The 20,196-nt window shown below is 66.1% G+C and carries 14 protein-coding genes; 10 read left to right on the top strand and 4 right to left on the bottom strand.

Annotated features, from left to right (window positions below; genetic code table 11):
- Positions 1–134 precede the first annotated feature (134 nt).
- From J7573_RS18420 to J7573_RS18405, 4 genes are read left to right on the top strand one after another with little or no spacing between them, the layout of a single operon-like run.
- Complete coding sequence (locus J7573_RS18420; protein WP_294338396.1) at positions 135–2,048, top strand: sigma-54-dependent Fis family transcriptional regulator; 1,914 nt, start codon at positions 135–137, stop codon at positions 2,046–2,048.
- 1 nt (position 2,049) lies between these two features.
- Entirely contained in the window at positions 2,050–3,783 is a 1,734-nt protein-coding gene (locus J7573_RS18415) for an ABC transporter ATP-binding protein (protein ID WP_294338394.1), read from the top strand.
- On the top strand, positions 3,773–4,444 hold the full coding sequence (locus J7573_RS18410) for a S8 family serine peptidase (protein ID WP_294338391.1): 672 nt from the start codon (positions 3,773–3,775) through the stop codon (positions 4,442–4,444). The genes J7573_RS18415 and J7573_RS18410 overlap by 11 nt, the downstream gene beginning before the upstream one ends.
- A complete protein-coding gene (locus J7573_RS18405; RefSeq protein WP_294338389.1) occupies positions 4,437–5,729 on the top strand; it encodes a tryptophan 7-halogenase in 1,293 nt (430 codons plus the stop codon). Before J7573_RS18410 ends, J7573_RS18405 begins: the two co-directional genes overlap by 8 nt.
- A 119-nt stretch (positions 5,730–5,848) precedes the next feature.
- Here J7573_RS18405 and J7573_RS18400 read toward each other — a convergent pair whose 3' ends face one another.
- A complete protein-coding gene (locus J7573_RS18400; RefSeq protein ID WP_110638953.1) occupies positions 5,849–7,342 on the bottom strand; it encodes an aldehyde dehydrogenase family protein in 1,494 nt (497 codons plus the stop codon).
- Positions 7,343–7,835: 493 nt separating this feature from the next.
- On the opposite strand from J7573_RS18400, the gene peaA reads away from it, so the two are divergent.
- The 5 genes from peaA to J7573_RS18375 all read left to right on the top strand — a co-directional run bounded on the left by peaA (position 7,836) and on the right by J7573_RS18375 (position 14,155).
- Complete coding sequence (gene peaA / locus J7573_RS18395) at positions 7,836–9,401, top strand: quinohemoprotein amine dehydrogenase subunit alpha (RefSeq protein WP_294338381.1); 1,566 nt, start codon at positions 7,836–7,838, stop codon at positions 9,399–9,401.
- Positions 9,402–9,450: 49 nt separating this feature from the next.
- Positions 9,451–10,881: a quinohemoprotein amine dehydrogenase maturation protein gene (gene peaB, locus J7573_RS18390; RefSeq protein WP_294338378.1), complete on the top strand. Its 1,431-nt coding sequence runs from the start codon at positions 9,451–9,453 to the stop codon at positions 10,879–10,881.
- Between the two features lies 1 nt (position 10,882).
- A complete protein-coding gene (qhpC, locus tag J7573_RS18385; protein ID WP_027916687.1) occupies positions 10,883–11,206 on the top strand; it encodes a quinohemoprotein amine dehydrogenase subunit gamma in 324 nt (107 codons plus the stop codon).
- Between the two features lie 32 nt (positions 11,207–11,238).
- On the top strand, positions 11,239–12,360 hold the full coding sequence (gene peaD, locus J7573_RS18380; RefSeq protein WP_294338371.1) for a quinohemoprotein amine dehydrogenase subunit beta: 1,122 nt from the start codon (positions 11,239–11,241) through the stop codon (positions 12,358–12,360).
- A gap of 121 nt (positions 12,361–12,481) precedes the next feature.
- A complete protein-coding gene (locus tag J7573_RS18375; protein ID WP_294338369.1) occupies positions 12,482–14,155 on the top strand; it encodes a fatty acid CoA ligase family protein in 1,674 nt (557 codons plus the stop codon).
- A 128-nt stretch (positions 14,156–14,283) separates the two neighbouring features.
- On the opposite strand, the gene mobA is transcribed toward J7573_RS18375, so the two are convergent.
- The 3 genes from mobA to J7573_RS18360 all read right to left on the bottom strand — a co-directional run bounded on the left by mobA (position 14,284) and on the right by J7573_RS18360 (position 19,224).
- On the bottom strand, positions 14,284–14,859 hold the full coding sequence (mobA, locus tag J7573_RS18370; RefSeq protein WP_294338365.1) for a molybdenum cofactor guanylyltransferase MobA: 576 nt from the start codon (positions 14,857–14,859) through the stop codon (positions 14,284–14,286).
- Positions 14,860–14,920: 61 nt separating this feature from the next.
- On the bottom strand, positions 14,921–18,043 hold the full coding sequence (locus J7573_RS18365) for an efflux RND transporter permease subunit (protein ID WP_294338362.1): 3,123 nt from the start codon (positions 18,041–18,043) through the stop codon (positions 14,921–14,923).
- Between the two features lie 11 nt (positions 18,044–18,054).
- Positions 18,055–19,224 (bottom strand): efflux RND transporter periplasmic adaptor subunit, encoded by a 1,170-nt coding sequence (locus J7573_RS18360; protein ID WP_294338359.1) that lies wholly within the window; start codon positions 19,222–19,224, stop codon positions 18,055–18,057.
- 270 nt (positions 19,225–19,494) lie between these two features.
- Between J7573_RS18360 and J7573_RS18355 the strand changes: the two genes are divergently transcribed.
- Entirely contained in the window at positions 19,495–20,196 is a 702-nt protein-coding gene (locus J7573_RS18355; protein WP_294338357.1) for a response regulator transcription factor, read from the top strand.

Below are 20,196 nucleotides of genomic sequence, written 5' to 3'. Positions count from 1 at the left end.
CTGGGCGGTGTCCCCCAGCTTTGGGGGAATGGGGTTGGCCTTTACCGGCTTTACGCAAACGTCAGGCTCAAGCACACTGCTGCAAGTCCTGATGCCCGTTGCCCTCCCTTGCGAGGGCACAGCTGGAGTAGACAATGGCGCGACAATTTCCCATAACAAACGCCCAAGACCCGCTGCACGAGTCCCGCCAGGCCCGCATGCGCCTGGCCAGCGAAGGCGAGCTGCCGCTGGGCATGCTGCGCGACGAAATCGACGCCTCCTGGCGCCGCAGCCTCGGCCATGGCCTGGATTGCCTGCAAGGCGAGCAGGTCGGCCTGGGCCTGGAGCAGGGCCATGACCTGCGCGCGCTGCTGGAACGCAACCGGCTGCTGGTGGACGCGGTCACCCCCGAGCTCGACTACCTGGTCTCGCGCCAGGGCAAGGCCGGCATCATCATCCTCGGCGATGCCCAGGCCAACGTGCTGGCCATCGAAGGGCAGAAGCACGTGCTGGAGCGCGAAGGCCTGCGCGACCTGCACCCCGGCAGTTGCTGGAGCGAATCGCTGCGCGGCACCAACGCCATCGGCACCGCCGTGGTCGAAGGCCGGCCGACGCTGATCAACTGCGGCGAGCACTACCTGGACCGCCTGAGCCCGTTCTCCTGCACCTCGGTACCGCTGCGCGACCCGCGCGGCGAAGTGATCGGCGTGCTCGACATCACCCGTGAAGGGGTCATGGCCCAGCCTCAGGACAGCCTGAGCATGCTGATGCTGGCGGCCGGCAATATCGAGAGCAGGATGTTCGGCCTGTGCCACCCCGAGCAGCTGGTGCTGGCCTTCCACAGTCGCCCGCAATACCTCAACAGTGCCTGGCACGGCCTGCTGGCCCTGAGCCTGGACGGCGAGGTGCTGGCGGCCAACGACAATGCCTGCCAATTGCTCCAGGTGCCGCGCCAGGGCCTGATCGGGCGTCGCAGCAGCGACCTGCTGGGTGAGCGCTCACCGGCCTTCATCGCCCGCCTGTGGCAGGGCGGCGTGAGCAACGTACAAACGGCCAAGGGCGAATTCTTCTTCCGGGCGCTGCAGTTGCCGCGGCACAGCCCGCTCAATGGCAGCGCGGCCCAGGCCAAGCCGGCAGCGGCCAACAGGACACCCGCCCTGGATGCCCTGGCCGGCGCTGATGCGCGGCTGGCGCGCAACCTGCGCATGGCCCGCCAGGGCCTGGGCAATGGCCTGCCGGTGTTGCTGCTGGGTGAGACCGGTACCGGCAAGGAAGTCGTGGCCCGTGCCCTGCACCAGGCCAGCCCGCGGGCCGACAAACCGTTCGTTGCGGTCAACTGCGCGGCGATTCCCGAGGGGCTGATCGAGTCCGAACTGTTCGGCTACCGCGAGGGCGCCTTCACCGGCTCGCGCCGGGGCGGCATGGTCGGGCGGTTGATGCAGGCCCATGGCGGCACGCTGTTCCTCGACGAGATCGGTGACATGCCACTGGCCCTGCAGGCGCGGCTGTTGCGCGTGCTGCAGGAGCGCCGGGTGGCGCCGCTGGGCGCGGGCGACGAGCAGGACATCGACGTGGCGCTGATCTGCGCCACCCACCGCGACCTCAAGCGCCTGGTACAGGAACAGCACTTTCGCGAAGACCTGTACTACCGGGTCAACGGCGTGTCCCTGCGCCTGCCGGCCCTGCGCGAGCGCGATGACCTGGCGAGCATCATCGAGGGCTTGCTGGACAAGTCCGGCGCCAAGGGCGTGAGCCTCGACCCGGCCCTGGCAGCGCTGCTCGAAGGCTTCGACTGGCCGGGCAACATCCGCCAGCTGGAAATGGTCGTGCGCACCGCCCTGGCCATGCGCGAGGACGGCGAGCAGGTGCTGACCCTCGACCATCTGACCGATTGCCTGCTGGAAGAACTGGCCAGCGGCACGACACCTTCCGGCAGCCTCAAGGACAACGAACTGGAATTGATCCGTGGCGCCCTGGCGCGCCACCAGGGTAATGTCACGGCCGCCGCCGAAGCGCTGGGCATCAGCCGGGCGACACTGTACCGCAAGCTCAAGCAGTTGCGCGGCTGACATGGGCAACCTGTTCGCCAGGCTGGTGGAGTCCAGCAACCCGCTACTCATGCGTCAGGCCCTGGCCTGGCTGTATGGTTTCGTCCGCCCCCATCAACGGGCCATCGGCGTGCTGCTGGGCTTGTCCTTCGGCGCTTCGCTGCTGGCCCTGGTGCAACCCTGGCTGGTCAAGACGCTGATCGACGAAGGCCTGCTGGCCAAGGATTACCAGACCCTCTGGCACATGGCGGCGATCATGATTGGCGCCGGCCTGCTGGGCACGGTGCTGGCGGGCGTCAACCGCTACCTGCACACGCGCCTGTCGGGGCGCATTCTGTTCGCCCTGCGCGATGACCTTTATCGCCATCTGCAGCAGCTATCACCGACCTTCTACGGCCGTCGGCGTACCGGCGACATCCTCTCGCGGCTGGACGGCGATGTTGCCGAGATCCAGCGTTTTGCCGTGGATTCGCTGTTCTCGGCGGTGTCGGCGGTGATTGGCCTGGTGGGCGCAGTGGCGCTGATGCTGATGCTGTCCTGGCAACTGTCGTTGCTGCTGGCACTGCTGATCCCGATCGAAGTGCTGTGGCTGCGCTGGATGCGGCGCAAGGTCGAGCGCGAGGTGCGCAGCTTGCGCGAACGCTCGGCGGATGTGTCGTCGTTCCTGGTCGAAACCCTGCCGGCGATGAAGTTCATCCAGGCGTCCGGCCAGCAGAATCGTGAGGCCGGGCGCCTGGACCAGCTGGGGCAGGGCTACATGCGCCAGCTGCTCAAGGTGCAGGTGACCGAGTTCTTCACCCAGGCGATCCCTGGCACCTTGACCTCATGGTGCCGCGCCTGCGCGTTCCTGGTCGGTGGCTGGTGGGTGATCCAGGGCACCTGGCAGCTTGGCGCGCTGATCGCGTTTTCCACCTACATGGGCATGGCGGTCGGCCCGGTGCAAAGCCTGTTGGGCCTGTACGTGGCAGTGCAGCGCATGGCGGTGAGCCTGGGCCGGGTGATGGAGCTGAAGCAGGAAGCGGTGGCCGTGCGTGAGGCCGACTCGCCCAGGCCCATGCCGGAAGGGCCGGGCGAGCTGCGCCTGGAAGGCGTGAGCTTTGCCCATGACGGGCGCCAGGGCGCGGTGCTGGCGCAGGTCGATGCCTGTATCTCCGGTGGCCTGAAAGTCGCCATCAGCGGTGCCTCCGGCGTCGGCAAGTCGACCCTGATCGACCTGTTGCAGCGCTTCTACGACCCGGATGCCGGGCGCATCCTGCTGGACGGCGCCGACCTGCGCGAACTCGACCTGGCCGCCGTGCGCCAGCGCATCGCCGTGGTCAGCCAGGACATCGTGCTGTTTCGCGGCACCCTGGCGCAGAACCTGGCCTATGGCGCGCCGCAGGCCAGCCGTGGGGACCTGGAGCGGGTGGTGCAACTGGCCCACCTCGACAGCCTGGTCGAAAGCCTGCCGCTGGGCCTGGACGGGCTGCTCGGCGAGCGCGGCCAGCAGCTTTCCGGTGGGCAGAAGCAGCGTATCGCCATCGCCCGGGCGGTGCTGCAGGCGCCTGCGATCCTGGTGCTCGACGAGGCCACTTCGGCGGTGGACGAAGCCACCGAACGCGAAGTGATTGCCGCCATCGACGAACTGTTCGCCGGGCGCACGCGCATCCTCATCAGCCACCGCGCCTCGACCTTGGCCGATGCCGACCTGCACCTGCATCTTCAAGGTGGGCAACTGCACCTATTGCCTCAGGAGGCGATCAGGCATGGCCGCTGAATTCAAGGTCGGCGTGATCGACAGTGGTTGTGCGCCAGCGCAGACCTTGGTCGCTGCCCGACGCTTCTGGCTGGACGAGGGCGTGCTGTGCGAGGGCGAGTTGCAACCGGACCGGCTCGGCCATGGCAGCGCCGTGCTGGCCAGCTTGCAAGCCGAGGCCGGCGAGCTACCGCTGTTACTGGCTCAGGTCTTCACCGAGCAAGGCAGCACCAGTGCCCTGCAGGTCGCCGCCGGGTTGTTCTGGCTGGCGGAGCAGGGCGTGACGCTGATCAACCTCAGCCTTGGCTTGCAGCAGGACCGGGCGGTGTTGCGCCAGGCCTGTGCTGAAGTGCAGCAGGCCGGTGTGCTGCTGTGCGCGTCCAGCCCGGCGCAGGGCAGTGCGGTGTACCCGGCTGCGTATCCGGGGGTTATCCGCATTACCGGTGATGCGCGCTGTGCCCCGGGGCAGTGGTCGTGGCTCGGCAGCGCCCAGGCCGATTTCGGCGGCTATGTGGGGGAGCGCGGACGGGCCGGTGCGAGTCTGGGTTGTGCGGCGGTGAGCGGGCGGATTGCGGCACTGTTGCAGCAACAGCCTGGCCTGGACCGTCAGCAGGTGCATGCCTGGCTGCAGGCCCATGCCGCATTCAGCGGACCGGAGCGACGAGGTGCAGCGGATGCCTGAGCCACACATTCTGGTACTGGGCGCCGGGCCGGCTGGCGCCGCTACTGCGCTTGGCCTGCGGCGGCTGGGCTACCCGGTGACGGTGGTCTCCGACTGGCGGCGTTTTGCCGCCGTGGAAGGGGTTTCGCAACGGGTGCTGGAAGGGCTGCGTCATGCCGGCCTGGGCGGCGCCCTGGCCGAGGCAGCGGTGCCGGCGACACGCCAGGTGCGCTGGAATGGCCAGCATCTGCAACTCAATCAGGAATACCTGCTTGACCGCCAGCGCTTCGATCGGGCGTTGCGCGATGACTTGCTTCGCGCAGGGGCGAGGGTGGTGGAAGGGCGTGTGCGGGAGGTTGCGCGCACAGAGGGCTATCAGGTTCGGCTGGAGGACGGGCAGCTGCTTCAGGGCGACTTCCTGGTCGAGGCGCGTGGCCGTCAGGCGCCGTTGGCGGCCGACCGTTTGCGTGGCCCGGAAACGATCAGCCTGCTCAACCTCTGGCAGGCTGAGCCAGGCACGCCTGCGTCGGCCGTGGAAAGCCTGGACGATGGCTGGGCCTGGATGGCTCGGCTGGCGGATGGGCGTTGCTATTGGCAGGTCACGCTGGACGCCGAGGGGCTGCCGGGCAAGGCGGCGCTGCCGGAATATTGCGCCGCACGCCGACGGGCGTCGGCGCTGGTGGCCGAGTTGTTCGATGCCCGTGCGCTGGAGCCTGCGCAGGTGCACGCCCGCAGCAGCACGGCGATCCTCGCCGGCGACTGCGTGGGGGATGACTGGGTGCGGGTGGGCGATGCGGCGATGGCGGTTGACCCACTGTCGGGGAATGGGATTTTCCAGTCGTTGTCATCGGCGCTGCAGGCGCCGGTGGTGATCAACACCTTGCTGCGTCGGCCCGAGCGCGCCGCACTGGCGAAGCAGTTTCATCAGCAGCGGATCGAGCAGCTGTTTCTGCGCTTTGCCCGCATCGGGCGCGATTTCTATGGGCAGGAGCTTGAACGCGCAGGTCAGCCATTCTGGGAGCGCCGTCGGGCTTGGCCGGATGCGCAGCCGTTGCATCTGGCGGCGGACTGGGCGGCAGTGCGGGTGGAGCGGCGGCCGGTGTTGCGGGATGGGCTAGTGGACGAGGCTGAAGTGGTGGTGACGGCGGATCAGCCTTTGGGGATCTGGCATTTGCAGGGGATTGAGTTGGCGCCGGTGGTGGGAGAACTGCTTGCAGGCGTGGCACTTGATGTGGTCTTGAATGGGAGACCTATGGAGCATCAGATATTGCTGCGGCGGTGGTTGGGAGAACAGGGTTTTAGCTGAGATCGTGGGGCCGCTCTGCGGCCCTTTCGCGACACAAGGCCGCTCCCACAGGGGATCGCATTCCTCGTGGGAGTGGCCTTGTGTCGCGAAAGGGCTGCAAAGCAGCCCCAGGGTGACTGTCAGAGCTTGATCAAAACCGACTTGAGCTCGGTGTAATGCTCGATGGCCGCAGCCCCCATCTCACGCCCGACACCGGACATCTTGTAGCCGCCGAACGGCAGCGCTGGGTCCAGCGCGCTGTGGCAGTTGACCCACACCGACCCCGACTTGATCCGCGGAATCATCCGGTGCACCGCAGCCAGGTCGTTGGACCAGATGCTTGCGCCCAGGCCATAGGGGTTGTCGTTGGCCATGCCGATCACTTCGTCGATGTCGTCGAACGGCATTGCCACCAGCACCGGCCCGAAGATCTCTTCCTGCACCAGGCGATGGCGCTGATCGACGTCGACGATCACCGTCGGCTTGACGAAGTAACCCGGGCCGAACCCTTCACCGCCACAGGCGATGGTCGCGCCCAGCTCGCGGCCCAGCTCGATGTAGCCGGTCACCCGGTCCTGCTGCTTGGCCGAGATCAGCGGGCCCATCTGCACTGCCGGGTCCAGGCCGCTGCCGAGCTTCATGCCGTTGGCGATGCCGGCGATGTCGGCCACCACGTTGTCGAAGTGCTTGCGGTGCACGTACAGGCGCGAGCCTGCGCAGCACACCTGGCCCTGGTTGAAGAAGATCGCCGTGGCGGCGCCGGCGGCGGCTTCCTGCAGGTTGGCGTCGGGCATGACGATGGTGGGTGACTTGCCGCCGAGCTCCAGGGTGACGCGGGTCATGTTGTCCATGGCCGCCTTGCCGATCAGCTTGCCCACTTCGGTGGAGCCGGTGAAGGTCAGCTTGTCCACGCCCGGGTGGCGGCTCAGCGCGGCGCCGGCGTTCAGGCCGGTGCCGGTGATCACGTTGAATACCCCGGCCGGGTAGCCTGCCTCGTCCACCAGCTCGGCTAGCTTGAGCGCGGTCAGCGGGGTTTCGTCGGCCGGCTTGAGCACCACGGTGCAGCCGGTGGCCAGGGCCGGGCCGAGCTTCCAGCAGGCCAGCAGCAGCGGGAAGTTCCAGGCGACGATGGCGCCGACCACACCCACGGCTTCGCGGCGCACGAAGCCATGGAACTGGTCGTTGGGCATCAACGGCATGGACGCTTCGACGGTGCTACCCTCGATCTTGGTGGCCCAGCCGGCCATGTAGCGCAGGAAGTCGATGGCCAGCTGCACGTCCATGACCTTGGCCACGACAGCGCTCTTGCCGTTGTTCAGGCATTCCAGCTCGGCCAACTGCTGCGCGTCGCGCTCCATCAGGTCGGCCAGGCGCCACAGCAGGTTCTGCCGCTCGCGGGGGCGCACACGGCTCCACGGCGAGTCGTCGAAGGCCTGGCGCGCGGCGCGCACGGCGCGGTCGACGTCTTCCTGCTCGGCGGCGGGCACTTCACCGAGGATTTCACCGGTGGCCGGGTTGCGGAACGACAGGGTGCGGCCACTGGCGGCGTCCTGCCAGTCGGCACCGATGCGCATCTTCAGCTTGCGTTCGAGGAAGGCGCGGGTGGCGGGCAGGATGGGCAGGTCGGAAAGCATGGGGCTGTGCCTCTTGTCATTGGATGTGACGGGCACTGGCGCAATGGCCGTGCCAAGGTTGCCCGATGGCTGCAAAGTGCTGAACTGCCTGGGTTTTGCCGAGGTGCAAGGTTGGGATTGCATGGCTGCGCTGTTGCACATTGAGACGGTGTGAGACGGTGATGAAACAGTGGCTGTGCCGGCCTCTTCGCGGGTGAACCCGCTCCCACAGGTACAGCGTTGAACTCGGGCTCTGCGCGATTTCTGTGGGAGCTGGCTTGCCTGCGATGGCCTGCGCAGCAGGCCCTGTCTCAGGATGAAACACCTTGTCGCGAAATGGCACGCTCCGACCACTTGGCCAGCAGGGCCACATAGCTGGATGGAGGAGCTAAAAGCCTGAAATACAACGCCTTTGCCCCACTTGGCACAGTTTCTGTATCACAACCGTCACATGCACACCGGCTGTACCAAGGCATGCAAGAACGATAAGAACAACAACCGTGGAGGTCTGACCTTGAAGACGACTCGACTCCGGCGGCATGCGGGCAAACTGGCGCTGGTCGCCGCCGCACTGCTGGGCACCCAGGCCATGGCGGCCGAGCAGGGCCCGAGCCTGTTGCAGAACAAGTGCATGGGGTGCCATATCCCCGAGGGCAACGATACCTACAGCCGCATCAGCCACCAGCGCAAGACCCCGGAAGGCTGGCTGATGAGCATCGCCCGCATGCAGGTCATGCATGGCCTGCAGATCAGCGACGACGACCGTCGTACCCTGGTCAAGTACCTGGCCGACAAGCAGGGCCTGGCGCCGAGCGAGACCGATGGCGTGCGCTACGCCATGGAACGTCGGCTCAACACCGTCGAACACTTCGACACCCAGCTCAGCGAAACCTGTGGCCGCTGCCACTCCGGTGCCCGTGTCGCCCTGCAGCGACGCCCGGCGCAGGAATGGGAACACCTGATCAACTTCCACCTCGGCCAGTGGCCGTCCCTCGAATACCAGGCCCAGGCGCGTGACCGCGACTGGCTGGAAATCGCCCTCAAGCAAGTGGTACCGGACCTGGCCAAGCGCTTCCCGCTGGACAGCCCGGCCTGGGCCGCCTGGCAGAAGGCCAAGCCGACCGCCGACGCGCTGCCGGGGCAATGGGCGTTCAGCGGCCACATGCTGGCCAAGGGTGATGTGCGTGGGGTGATGACGGTAGTTGCCGACCAGGGCGACACCTTCAAGGTCGAGGTCAAAGGCAGCTACGCCGACGGCACGCCGTTCAACGGCAGTGGCTCGGCGATGCTCTACAACGGCTATGAGTGGCGCGGCAACGTCAAGGTCGGCGACAGCAACCTGCGCCAGGTCTTCGCTGCGCTGGACGGCGAGATGAAAGGCCGCATGTTCGAGGCCGATCACGATGAGCGCGGCCTGGACTTCACCGCTGCAAAAGCAGGCAAGGCCCGCCTGCTGGCGGTGCAGCCGGCGTTTATCAAGGCCGGTGGCGAGAGCGAGATCACCCTGGTTGGCACCGACCTGGCCGGCAAGCCTGATCTGGGGGCTGGCGTGGAGGTGACCGAGGTGCTGGAACAGACCCCGACCCTGGTGCGGGTGAAGGCCCGCGCTGCGGCCGATGCCAAGCCTGGCCAGCGCGACGTGGCGGTGGGTGAGCTCAAGGGCGTCAACCTGGCGGTCTACGACAAAGTCGAGGAAGTGAAGGTGGTGCCGGCGTTCTCCATCGCCCGTATCGGCGAGAACGGTGCCTCGGTGCCCAAGGTCCAGGGCCGTTTCGAAGCCGAAGCCTGGGGTAAGGACGCCAATGGCCAGCCATTGCGTATCGGTTACCTGCCAGCCACCTGGGCGGTCGAACCGTTCAACGAGCGTGCCGGCGAGGACGAGGACGTCAAGTTCGCCGGGCAGATGCAGCCCGACGGCGTGTTCGTGCCCGGCGGCGCAGGCCCTAACCCGGCGCGCAAGATGGGCACCAACAACGCCGGTAACCTGAAGGTCATCGCTACGCTGGCCGATGGCGGCCAGAAGGGCGAGGGCCACATGATCGTCGCGGTGCAACGCTGGAACAACCCGCCGCTGCCGTAAGGGCAGGGCACAACGGTTTTTCCAACGGATCGATTATCGGGAGGTCGCCATGGGCGCGCTACTGAACCTGGTCGAACGCAACCTGCACGAAGTGCAGGTCGATGCCGACCGCATGCTGTTCCATATCCCCAGCAGTTCGCTGTTCACCGCCGACGCGGTGACCGGCGGCATCATCGACACCCTGCGCCAACAAGGCTGCTCGGCCGAGGAGCTGATGCAGCGCCTTGGCCAGCAGTTTGCCGGCGACGATATCCAGGACACCCTGCGCGAGCTGATCGCGCTGGAGCTGGTCAGCGACGGTTCGCCGCTGACCCCGGAAATCGCCCTCAAGCAGGTCGAGCGCACGGCGCTGAACACCGTGGTGCTCAACGTCAACACCGGCTGCAACCTCAGCTGCACCTACTGCTACAAGGAAGACCTGGACAAACCGTCCGCCGGCAAGAAGATGAGCACCGCCACCGCCGAAGCCTCGGTGGAGATGCTGCTCAAGGAATCGCCCAACGAGGAACGCTACAGCGTGGTGTTCTTCGGCGGCGAGCCGCTGTCCAACCGGCCGCTGATCGAGCACATGGTCGCCTACTGCGAGCGGCGCTTCGCCGAAGCCGGCAAGCAGGTGGAATTCATCATGACCACCAACGCGACCCTGCTCACCGAAGAGATCATCGACTGGCTCAACGCCCACCGCTTCGGCCTGTCGATCAGCATCGACGGCCCGAAGACCGTGCACGACCGCAACCGTATCACCGTGGGCGGGCAGGGCACTTATGACGTGGTGCGGCGCAAGGCCGACCTGCTGCTGTCGCGCTATACCAGCCGCCCGGTGGGCGCGCGGGTGACGCTGACCCGTGGCATCACCGACGTCGAGACCATCTGGAACCACCTGTTCAATGAAATGGGCTTCGCCGAAGTCGGCTTTGCCCCGGTCACCTCCGGCGACATGGCCGACTTCAACCTCACCGGCGAAGAGCTGGTGCAGGTGTTCGCCAACATGAAGGCGCTGGGTCGCAAGTACCTGGAAGCGGCGCTGGAGCACCGCAACATTGGCTTCTCCAACCTGCACCAGCTGATCACCGACATCCACGAAGGCCACAAGAAGGCCCTGCCTTGCGGTGCCGGGCTGAAGATGCTGGCCGTGGACCACGAGGGCGAGCTGAACCTGTGCCACCGCTTCACCGGCTCCAGCCTGCCGACCTTCGGCAACGTGCACCAGGGCGTGAAGCAGGCGCAGCTCAACGACTTCCTGTCGCAGCGCCTGGACCGCAGCAACACCGGCTGCGACAGCTGCCGCATTCGCAACCTGTGCTCTGGCGGCTGCTACCACGAGAGCTACGCCCGCTACGGCGACCCGCAGCACCCGACCTACCACTACTGCGAGTTGATGCGCGATTGGGTCGACTTCGGCATCGAAGTCTACAGCCGCATCATGGCCGCCAACCCGGCCTTCATCGACCGCTACATCACCCCGCGGAAGGCGCACTGACATGAAGCACTTGAAGCCCCTGAACAACAAGGCGCGCATCCTCGAGCAGGCCGCCGCCGAAGACCGCGTCGAAGAAGTCATGGCCATGAGCGCGGTGGCTGGCTGCACCGCCACCACCGACCCAGGCTGGGAAGTGGACGCCTTTGGCGGCGTCAGCTCGCTGTGCCAGCCGATGGAAGCCGACCTCTATGGCTGTTCCGACCCTTGCTGGTGGCCGGCCCAGGTGCCGGACATGATGAGCACCTACCAGGACTGGAACGCCCAGGCGAACAACTCCCAGGAAGACTGGCGCAACCTCGGCACCGTGTTCCCGAAAGACAAGTGACCGGCCCAACAAGAATGACAAGGGGAAACCGCATGAAAGCTGGACGCTGCGCGCAACTCGCGCTGACCATCGCCGCCACGGCCTGCGCCTGGGCGGCACAGGCCGATGATGCCGGGCCGGCCCTCAAGGCTGGCCAGGAATACCTGATCACCACCAACTACCCGAACAACCTGCACGTCATCGACGTGGCCAGCGACACGCTGTTCAAGAGCTGCCAGATGCCCGACAAGTTCGGCCCCGGCACCGCGCTGATGGCGCCGGACAACCGCACCGCCTACGTGCTCAACAACCACTATGCCGACATCTACGGCATCGACCTGGACACCTGCAAGACCACCTTCCACGCCAACCTGTCCAGCGTGCCCGGCGAAACCGGCATGTCGATGTACTCGTTCGCCCTGAGCCCGGATGGCAAGGAGGTGTACGCGACGGTCAACCCGACCCAGCGCCTGAACGACCACTACGTGGTCAAGCCACCGCGCCTGGAGGTGTACAAGACAGCCGATGGCCTGGAAGCCAAGCCGGTGCGCACCTTCCCGATGCCGCGCCAGGTCTACCTGATGCGCGCCGCCGATGATGGCAGCCTGTTCTTCGTCGGGCCGGACATCTACAAGATGGACGTGAAGACCGGCAACTACACCGTGGCCTTGCCGCTGCGCACCTGGAACCGTAAAGGCTACAGCGCCCCGGACGTGCTGTACTTCTGGCCGCACCAGAGCCCGCGCCACGAGTTCTCGATGCTCTACACCATCGCCAAGTTCAAGGACGCCAAGCAGGACCCGAACGAGGCGCAGCCGCTGTATGGCTACCTGAGCATCGACCTCAAGACCGGCAAGGCCCATACCCAGGAATTCGCCGACCTGACCGAGATCTACTTCACCGGCCTGCGCTCGCCGAAGGATCCGAACCAGATCTACGGCGTGCTCAACCGCCTGGCCAAGTACGACATCAAGCAGCGCAAGCTGATCAAGGCGGCTAATCTGGAGCACACCTATTACTGCGTGACCTTCGACAAGAAGGGCGACAAGTTGTACCTGGGCGGCACCTTCAACGACCTGGCGGTGTTCAACCCGGACACCCTGGAGAAGGTGAAGAATATCAAGCTGCCGGGCGGTGACATGTCCACCACCACGCCGCAGGTGTTCATCCGTTAGATCGGTGTTGACCTCTTCGCGGGCAAGCCCGCTCCTCCAGGAGATCGACTACCCCCTGTAGGAGCGGGCTTGCCCGCGAAGAGGCCGGTTCAGACAACACAAGAACAACAAGAGAGCGCCCATGCCCCAGCCAAGCTATTCCCAGGGCAGTCAGGACAAATCCCTGCTTACCCAATGCATCGGCGACGCCTTCGACACCACCGTCGCCCGCTTCCCCGACCGCGAAGCGCTGGTGGTCCGCCACCAGACCCTGCGCTACACCTGGCAGCAGCTGGCCGAGGCCGTAGACCAGCACGCCCGCGCACTCATGGCCCTGGGCGTGCAACCCGGCGACCGCCTGGGGATCTGGGCGCCCAATTGCGCCGAGTGGATCATCACTCAGTTCGCCAGCGCCAAGGTCGGTGCGATCCTGGTCAATATCAACCCGGCCTACCGCTCCAGCGAGCTGGACTACGCCCTCGGCCAGTCCGGTTGCCGCTGGGTGATCTGCGCCGACGCCTTCAAGACCTCCGATTACCACGCCATGCTGCTGGGCCTGATCCCGGGGCTGGCGGCCGGCCAGCCCGGCGCCCTGGTCTGCGAGCGCTTCCCCGAGCTGCGCGGGGTCGTCAGCCTGGCCGCTGCTCCGCCACCTGGCTTCCTTGCCTGGCACGACCTGCAGGCCCGTGCCGAGTCCGTCAGCCGTGAGACCCTGGCCGAGCGCCAGGCGCAACTGCGCTGCGACGACCCGATCAACATCCAGTACACCTCCGGCACCACCGGCTTCCCCAAGGGCGCCACGCTCAGCCACAGCAACATCCTCAACAACGGCTACATGGTTGGCGAAAGCCTGGGCCTGACCGAACACGACCGGCTGGTCGTACCGGTGCCGCTGTACCACTGCTTCGGCATGGTCATGGCCAACCTCGGCTGCATGACCCACGGCAGCACGCTGATCTACCCCAATGATGCCTTCGACCCACTGGCGACCCTGCGCGCCGTGGCCGAGGAAAAGGCCACGGCACTGTATGGCGTGCCGACCATGTTCATCGCCGAACTGGACCACCCGCAACGCGGCGACTTCGACCTGTCGAGCCTGCGCACCGGGATCATGGCCGGCGCTACCTGCCCGATCGAGGTGATGCGCCGGGTGATCGGCGAGATGCACATGGCCGAGGTGCAGATCGCCTACGGCATGACCGAGACCAGCCCGGTGTCGCTGCAAACCGGCCCCGACGATGACCTGGAGCGCCGGGTGACCAGCGTTGGCCGCACCCAGCCGCGGCTGGAGAGCAAGGTGATCGACGCCGACGGCGCCACCGTGCCACGTGGCGAGATCGGCGAGCTGTGCACCCGTGGCTACAGTGTGATGCTGGGCTACTGGAACAACCCCAAGGCCACCGACGAAAGCATCGATGAAGAGGGCTGGATGCACACCGGTGACCTGGCGGTGATGGACGAGCAGGGCTACGTGCGCATTGTCGGGCGCAGCAAGGACATGATCATTCGCGGCGGCGAGAACATCTACCCGCGGGAGCTGGAAGAGTTCTTCTTCACCCACCCGGCGGTGGCCGACGTGCAGGTGATCGGCGTGCCGTGCAGCAAGTATGGCGAAGAGATCGTCGCCTGGGTGCGTTTGCATCCGGGGCACAACGCGAGCGCCGATGAACTGCGCGAATGGGCGAAGGCGCGGATCGCGCACTTCAAGGTGCCGCGGTATTTCCGTTTCGTCGACCAGTTCCCGATGACGGTCACCGGCAAGGTGCAGAAGTTCAGGATGCGCGAGATCAGTATCGAGGAGCTGACTGCGGGTTGATGTTTCGCCTGTTCCGGCCTCTTCGCGGGCACGCCCGCTCCCACAGGTACAGTGCATACCTCGAATAATGCGCAGATCCTGTGGGAGCGGGCGTGCCCGCGAAGAGGCCGGAACAGGCGAAACAGAATTCAGCCTTGCAGCAACTCCGGACTATTGAAGTTACTCAACCTGCGATCATCATCGGCACATTCAATCCCCCGCACCGCCTCCCGCAACAAAGCCTTCTGCAAACTCCGCTCACCCGCCGCCCAGGCCTGCTCCAGCACTGGCAGCACCGTGCGCGGCAAGACACTGAACATCGGCTGCCAATAGCCGCCCTGGCGCACCATTGCGGCACTGCCGCTGGTCACCGCCAGTTGCCGCAGCGCATCGAGCAGATCCCGGTCAACCAGCGGCGCATCACAGGCCAGCACCACCACCCAGTCATGCTTCGCCTCCTTCAACCCGGCAATCACCCCGGCCAGCGGCCCGGGGAAGTCCACCTCGGCATCGCCCACCAGTTGGTCGGCATACACGGCATACGTCTGCTGATTGCGGTTGCAGGAAATCACCAGGTCATCAGTGAGCGGCCGTACGATGCGGTGGATATGCGCGACCAAGGGCTCGCCGCGCCATTCCAGCAGGCCTTTGTCACGCCCGCCCATGCGCTGGCCGCGACCACCGGCAAGGATCAGAACGGAGCAGGCGGGCAGGGTGTCAGGCATGAAAAAGGGTTCCGGGCAGTCAATGCCCGGAACCCTCTCATTCAACGCCCGGCTTGTCCAGTCAGGCTTCGCTGGCCTGCGTCTGATCGGCCTTGGTTCGGCCGCGTCCGGCCAGGCGCATCACCACCACGAAGAACACCGGCACGAACACCACGGCCAGGGTGGCGCTGAGCATCCCGCCGATCACCCCGGTACCGATCGCCTGCTGGCTCGCCGAGCTGGCGCCGGTGGCAATGGCCAGCGGCACCACGCCAAGGATGAACGCCAGCGAGGTCATGACGATCGGCCGCAGGCGCAGGCGGGCGGCCTGTACGGCAGCGTCTGCGGCGTCCACGCCCTGGTCGACCAGGTGCTTGGCGAACTCGATGATCAGGATGGCGTTCTTCGCCGACAGGCCGATCAGGGTGATCAGGCCGACCTTGAAGAACACGTCGTTGGGCATGCCGCGCAGGGTCACCGCCAGCACTGCGCCGAGCACGCCGAGCGGTACCACCAGCAGCACGGCAGTGGGGATCGACCAGCTTTCGTACAGTGCCGCCAGGCACAGGAACACCACCAGCAACGACAACGCCATCAGCAGCGGGGCCTGGCTGCCGGACAGGCGTTCCTGCAGCGACAGGCCGGTCCACTCAAGGCCGGCACCGGCCGGCAGCTGGGCGACCAGGCGCTCGATCTCGGCCATGGCTTCGCCCGAGCTGTAGCCCGCAGCCGGTTCACCGGAAATCGCCACCGCCGGGTAACCGTTGTAGCGGGTCAGCTGCACCGGGCCGCTGACCCATTTGGCCTGGACGAACGCGCCCAGGGGCACCATCTTGCCGCTGTTGTTGCGCACGTGGATCTTCAGCAAGTCTTCCACCTGGCTGCGCTGGTCACCCTCGGCCTGCACCACCACCCGCTGCATGCGGCCCTGGTTGGGGAAGTCGTTGACGTAGCTGGAGCCGACGGCCACGTCCAGCACCGAGCCGATGTCGGCGAACGACACGCCCAGGGCGTTGGCCTGGCGGCGGTCGATTTCCAGCTGCACCTGCGGGCTTTCGGCCAGCGATGACTCGCGTACGTTGGCCAGCACCTTGCTCTTGTGTGCACCGGCCAGCAGTTCGTCACGGGCAGCCATCAGCGCCTCATGGCCCATGCCGCCGCGGTCCTGCAGGCGGAACTCAAATCCGGTCGATTCGCCCAGGCCGTCGATCGGCGGTGGCAGCACCGAGTAGGCCACGGCGTCCTTGAGCTGGGTAAAGGCCAAGGTTGCCCGGTCGGCGATCGACTGGGCACTGTCATCGGCGCCACGTTCGGACCAGTCCTTGAGCGTGGTGAAGGCCAGCGCGGCGTTCTGGCCACTGCCCGAGAAGCTGAAACCGAGGATCAGCGTAGTGTTGCCCACGCCCGGCTCGTCGCTGTTGTGCGCCTCGATCTGTGCGGCAACCTGCTCGGTGCGCATGCGGCTGGCGCCCGGCGGCAGCTGGATATCGGTAATGGTGTAGCCCTGGTCTTCGGTGGGCAGGAATGCCGTGGGCAGCTGGCTGAAACCATAACCCAGCACGGCCAGCAGCACGCCATACAGCAACAGGTAGCGGCCACTGCGCTTGAGCGCTTGCAGCACCCAGCGCTGATAACCGTTGCTCATGCTTTCGAACCGGCGGTTGAACCAGCCGAAGAAGCCTTTGCGCTCATGGTGTTCGCCCTTGGCCAGCGGTTTGAGCAAGGTGGCGCACAGGGCCGGGGTCAGGCTCAGGGCGAGGAAGGCCGAGAACAGGATCGACACCGCCATCGACAGCGAGAACTGCTGGTAGATCACCCCCACCGAGCCTTTCATGAAGGCCATCGGCAGGAACACCGCCACCAGCACCAGGGTGATGCCGACGATGGCGCCGCTGATCTGGCCCATGGCCTTGCGCGTGGCCTCCCTCGGCGGCAGGCCTTCCTCAGCCATGATCCGCTCGACGTTCTCCACCACCACGATGGCGTCATCGACCAGGATGCCGATGGCCAGCACCATGCCGAACAGGGTCAGCACGTTGACCGAGAAGCCCATGGCCAGCATCACGGCGAAGGTGCCCATCAGCGCCACCGGCACCACCAGGGTCGGAATCAGCGTATAGCGCAGGTTCTGCAGGAACAGGAACATCACCGCGAATACCAGCAGCATGGCTTCGAACAGGGTGTTGATGACCTGCTGGATCGACACTTTGACGAACGGCGAGGTGTCATAGGGGATGTCGTACTTGACCCCTTCGGGGAAGTAACGCGACAGCTCTTTCATCTTCGCCCGCACCAGGGTGGCGGTTTCCATGGCGTTGGCGCCCGGCGCCAGCTGCACGCTGAAAGCGGTGGCCGGTTTGCCGTTCAGGCGGGTGCCGTACTGGTACTCCTGGGCGCCGATCTCGACCCGGGCGACATCGCCGACGGTGACACTGGAACCATCCGGATTGGCTCGCAGGACGATGGCGGCGAACTCCTCGGGCGTACTCAGCTGACCCCTGACCACCACGTTGGCAGTAATTTCCTGGGTGCCGCGGGCGGGCAGGTCGCCGATGCTGCCGGGGGCGACCTGGGCGTTCTGCCCGGCAATGGCTTCAGCCACGTCGTTGGGCGTGAGGTTGAAACCGATCAGCTTTTGCGGGTCGATCCAGATGCGCATGGCGCGCTCGGAACCGTACAACTGCGCCTTGCCGACGCCCTTGAGGCGGCGGATTTCGTTCATCACGTTGCGCGCGAGGATGTCGGACAGTGCGGTTTCATCGAGGCTGCCGTCCTCCGAAGTGAGGGTGCCGAGCAGCAGGAAACCGGTGGACACCTTCTCCACCTGCAGGCCTTGCTGGGTCACCGGGCGCGGCAGGCGCGACTCGACCACCTTGAGGCGGTTCTGCACATCGACCTGGGCCAGGTCGGGGTGGGTGCCGGGCTCGAAGGTGGCAGTAATGGTGGCGCTGCCCAAGCTGCTCTGCGACGAGAAGTACAGCAGGTTGTCGGCGCCGTTGAGCTCCTGCTCGATCAGGCTGACTACGCTTTCGTCCAGGGTCGCCGCCGAGGCGCCCGGGTACACGGCGTAGATTTCCACCTGCGGTGGCGCCACGTTGGGGTACTGCGCCACCGGCAGCTGGGGGATGGCCAGGGCGCCGGCAAGCAGGATGAACAACGCGACCACCCAGGCGAAGATCGGGCGGTCGATGAAGAACTGCGGCATGGGTCAGGCCCTCACTGGCCGGTGTGCTGGACGATGGACTGGGCGTCGGCGTCAACCTGGACCTGGTCGCCCGCCTTGACGTGCTGCAGGCCTTCGACCACCACCCGCTCACCGGGCGCCAGGCCCTCGGTGACCCGCCAGCGATCACCCTGGGCGTTGCCCAGCACCACCTGGCGTTCGCTGATGCGCGACTGCGCGTCGACCACCAGCACCTTCGGCACACCGGCGCTGTCACGCAGGATGGCGCGCTGCGGCACGCTCAGGCCCTTGGGCTGCACCGCTTGCTCCAGGCGCACGCGCACGTAGCTGCCCGGCAGCAGGTCGAGGTCCGGGTTGGGGAATTCACTGCGCAGGGTGATCTGGTTGGTGCTCGGGTCGACGCTGATGTCGGAGAACAGCAGCTTGCCTGGCAAAGGGTAGGCGCTGCCATCGTCCTGGATCAGGGTGGCGCGGGCCTGGCCATCGCCGGCCTGCTGCAGCTCACCGGCGCGCAAGGCCCGACGCAGGGCGTTGAGCTCGCGGGTCGACTGGGTGACGTCGGCGTGGATCGGGTCCAGTTGCTGGATGGTCGCCAGCGGCGTGGTCTCGCTCTGGCCGACCAGGGCACCTTCGGTGACCAGGGCGCGGCCGATGCGCCCGGAGATCGGCGCGGTGACCGTGGCGTAACCCAGGTTCAGGCGGGCGCGCTCCAGCGCCGCCTTGGCTTCGGCAACCGCCGCGTCGGCCTGGAGGAAGGCGGCGCGGGCGTTGTCGTATTCCTGGCGGCTGACCGCCTTGTCGTCGACCAGCTGGCGGTAGCGCTGCTCTTGCAGGCGCGCCTGGTACAGCGTGGCCTCGGCCTTGGCCAGGGTCGCACGGGCGCTGTCGTGGTCGGCCTTGAACGGCGCCGGGTCGATGAGGAACAGCACATCGCCCTGTTTGACATCGCTGCCTTCGCGGTACACCCGCTTGAGCACCACGCCAGCGACGCGCGCGCGCACTTCTGCCGTGCGCGGGGCGAGGATGCGCCCGCTCAGCTCGGTGCTGATGGCCAGGGGCTGCAGTTGCAGGGTTTCTACCCGCACTTGCGGTGTGGGTTGTTGTTCGTCCTGCTCGGCCGCGTCGTCGCAACCGGCCAGGGGCAGGGCAAGCAGCGCCACGAGCGCCAGGGGGCGCAGGCGCGGGGGGAGGGTAATAGGCATGCGGATCTTCCGATGATGACCGTGCATATCCTAAGGCAACCGTTCCTCGGACGGCTGTTAACACCTGTAGGACCTGTGTGAAAAAGTGTTAAGAACAGTCCTACCGGTTTGTAGGTTTCTATATTCTGCATGAACCTGTGCCGACCTCTTCGCGGGTAAACCCGCTCCCACAGGGACCGCACAAGGTCTGAATCCTGTGCCGTACCTGTGGGAGCGGGTTTACCCGCGAAGAGGCCGGCGAAGATATCCCCATGACTTCCTGTAAGCCCTATGCCCAACATTCTCCTGGTCGAAGATGACAGTGCGCTGTCCGAGCTGATCGCCAGCTACCTGCAACGCAACGATTTCCATGTCCGGGTGATTGCCCGTGGCGACCACGTGCTGGACGCCTTCCGGCAAGACAACCCCGACCTGGTGATTCTCGACCTGATGCTCCCCGGCATCGATGGCCTGCAACTGTGCCGCCTGCTGCGTCAGGAATCACAAAGCCTGCCGATCCTGATGCTGACCGCCCGCGACGACAGCCACGACCAGGTGCTGGGCCTGGAGATGGGCGCCGACGACTACGTGACCAAACCCTGCGAGCCACGGGTTTTGCTGGCCCGCGTGCGTACCTTGCTGCGCCGCAGCAGCGTCAACGAGCCACGGCTGGACCACCACCAGATCCTCATCGGTGGCCTGCGCATCGACCTGGCCGAACGCCTGGTCAGTTGGCGCGGCGAGGAAGTGGAATTGTCCAGCGGTGAATACAACCTGCTGGTGGTGCTGGCCCGCAATGCCGGTGTGGTGCTCAGCCGCGACCGCATTCTCCAGCAATTGCGCGGCATCGAGTTCAACGGCACCGACCGCTCGGTGGACGTGGCCATTTCCAAGCTGCGCCGCAAGTTCGACGACAGTGCCGGCGAGGCGCGCAAGATCAAGACCGTGTGGGGCAAGGGTTACCTGTTCAGCCGTGTCGAGTGGGAGTGCTGA

This window comes from Pseudomonas sp. (assembly GCF_017744435.1).
GTDB lineage: Bacteria > Pseudomonadota > Gammaproteobacteria > Pseudomonadales > Pseudomonadaceae > Aquipseudomonas.
The sequence above is the reverse complement of the archived record's forward strand: the minus strand, read 5'-3'. Positions and strand labels throughout refer to the sequence as shown.

Coding starts and splice junctions, on each gene's coding strand:
- J7573_RS18420 (WP_294338396.1), top strand. CDS start 135: ATGGCGCGACAATTTCCCATAACAAACGCCCAAGACCCGCTGCACGAG.
- J7573_RS18415 (WP_294338394.1), top strand. CDS start 2,050: ATGGGCAACCTGTTCGCCAGGCTGGTGGAGTCCAGCAACCCGCTACTC.
- J7573_RS18410 (WP_294338391.1), top strand. CDS start 3,773: ATGGCCGCTGAATTCAAGGTCGGCGTGATCGACAGTGGTTGTGCGCCA.
- J7573_RS18405 (WP_294338389.1), top strand. CDS start 4,437: ATGCCTGAGCCACACATTCTGGTACTGGGCGCCGGGCCGGCTGGCGCC.
- J7573_RS18400 (WP_110638953.1), bottom strand. CDS start 7,342: ATGCTTTCCGACCTGCCCATCCTGCCCGCCACCCGCGCCTTCCTCGAA.
- peaB (WP_294338378.1), top strand. CDS start 9,451: ATGGGCGCGCTACTGAACCTGGTCGAACGCAACCTGCACGAAGTGCAG.
- qhpC (WP_027916687.1), top strand. CDS start 10,883: ATGAAGCACTTGAAGCCCCTGAACAACAAGGCGCGCATCCTCGAGCAG.
- peaD (WP_294338371.1), top strand. CDS start 11,239: ATGAAAGCTGGACGCTGCGCGCAACTCGCGCTGACCATCGCCGCCACG.
- J7573_RS18375 (WP_294338369.1), top strand. CDS start 12,482: ATGCCCCAGCCAAGCTATTCCCAGGGCAGTCAGGACAAATCCCTGCTT.
- mobA (WP_294338365.1), bottom strand. CDS start 14,859: ATGCCTGACACCCTGCCCGCCTGCTCCGTTCTGATCCTTGCCGGTGGT.
- J7573_RS18365 (WP_294338362.1), bottom strand. CDS start 18,043: ATGCCGCAGTTCTTCATCGACCGCCCGATCTTCGCCTGGGTGGTCGCG.
- J7573_RS18360 (WP_294338359.1), bottom strand. CDS start 19,224: ATGCCTATTACCCTCCCCCCGCGCCTGCGCCCCCTGGCGCTCGTGGCG.
- J7573_RS18355 (WP_294338357.1), top strand. CDS start 19,495: ATGCCCAACATTCTCCTGGTCGAAGATGACAGTGCGCTGTCCGAGCTG.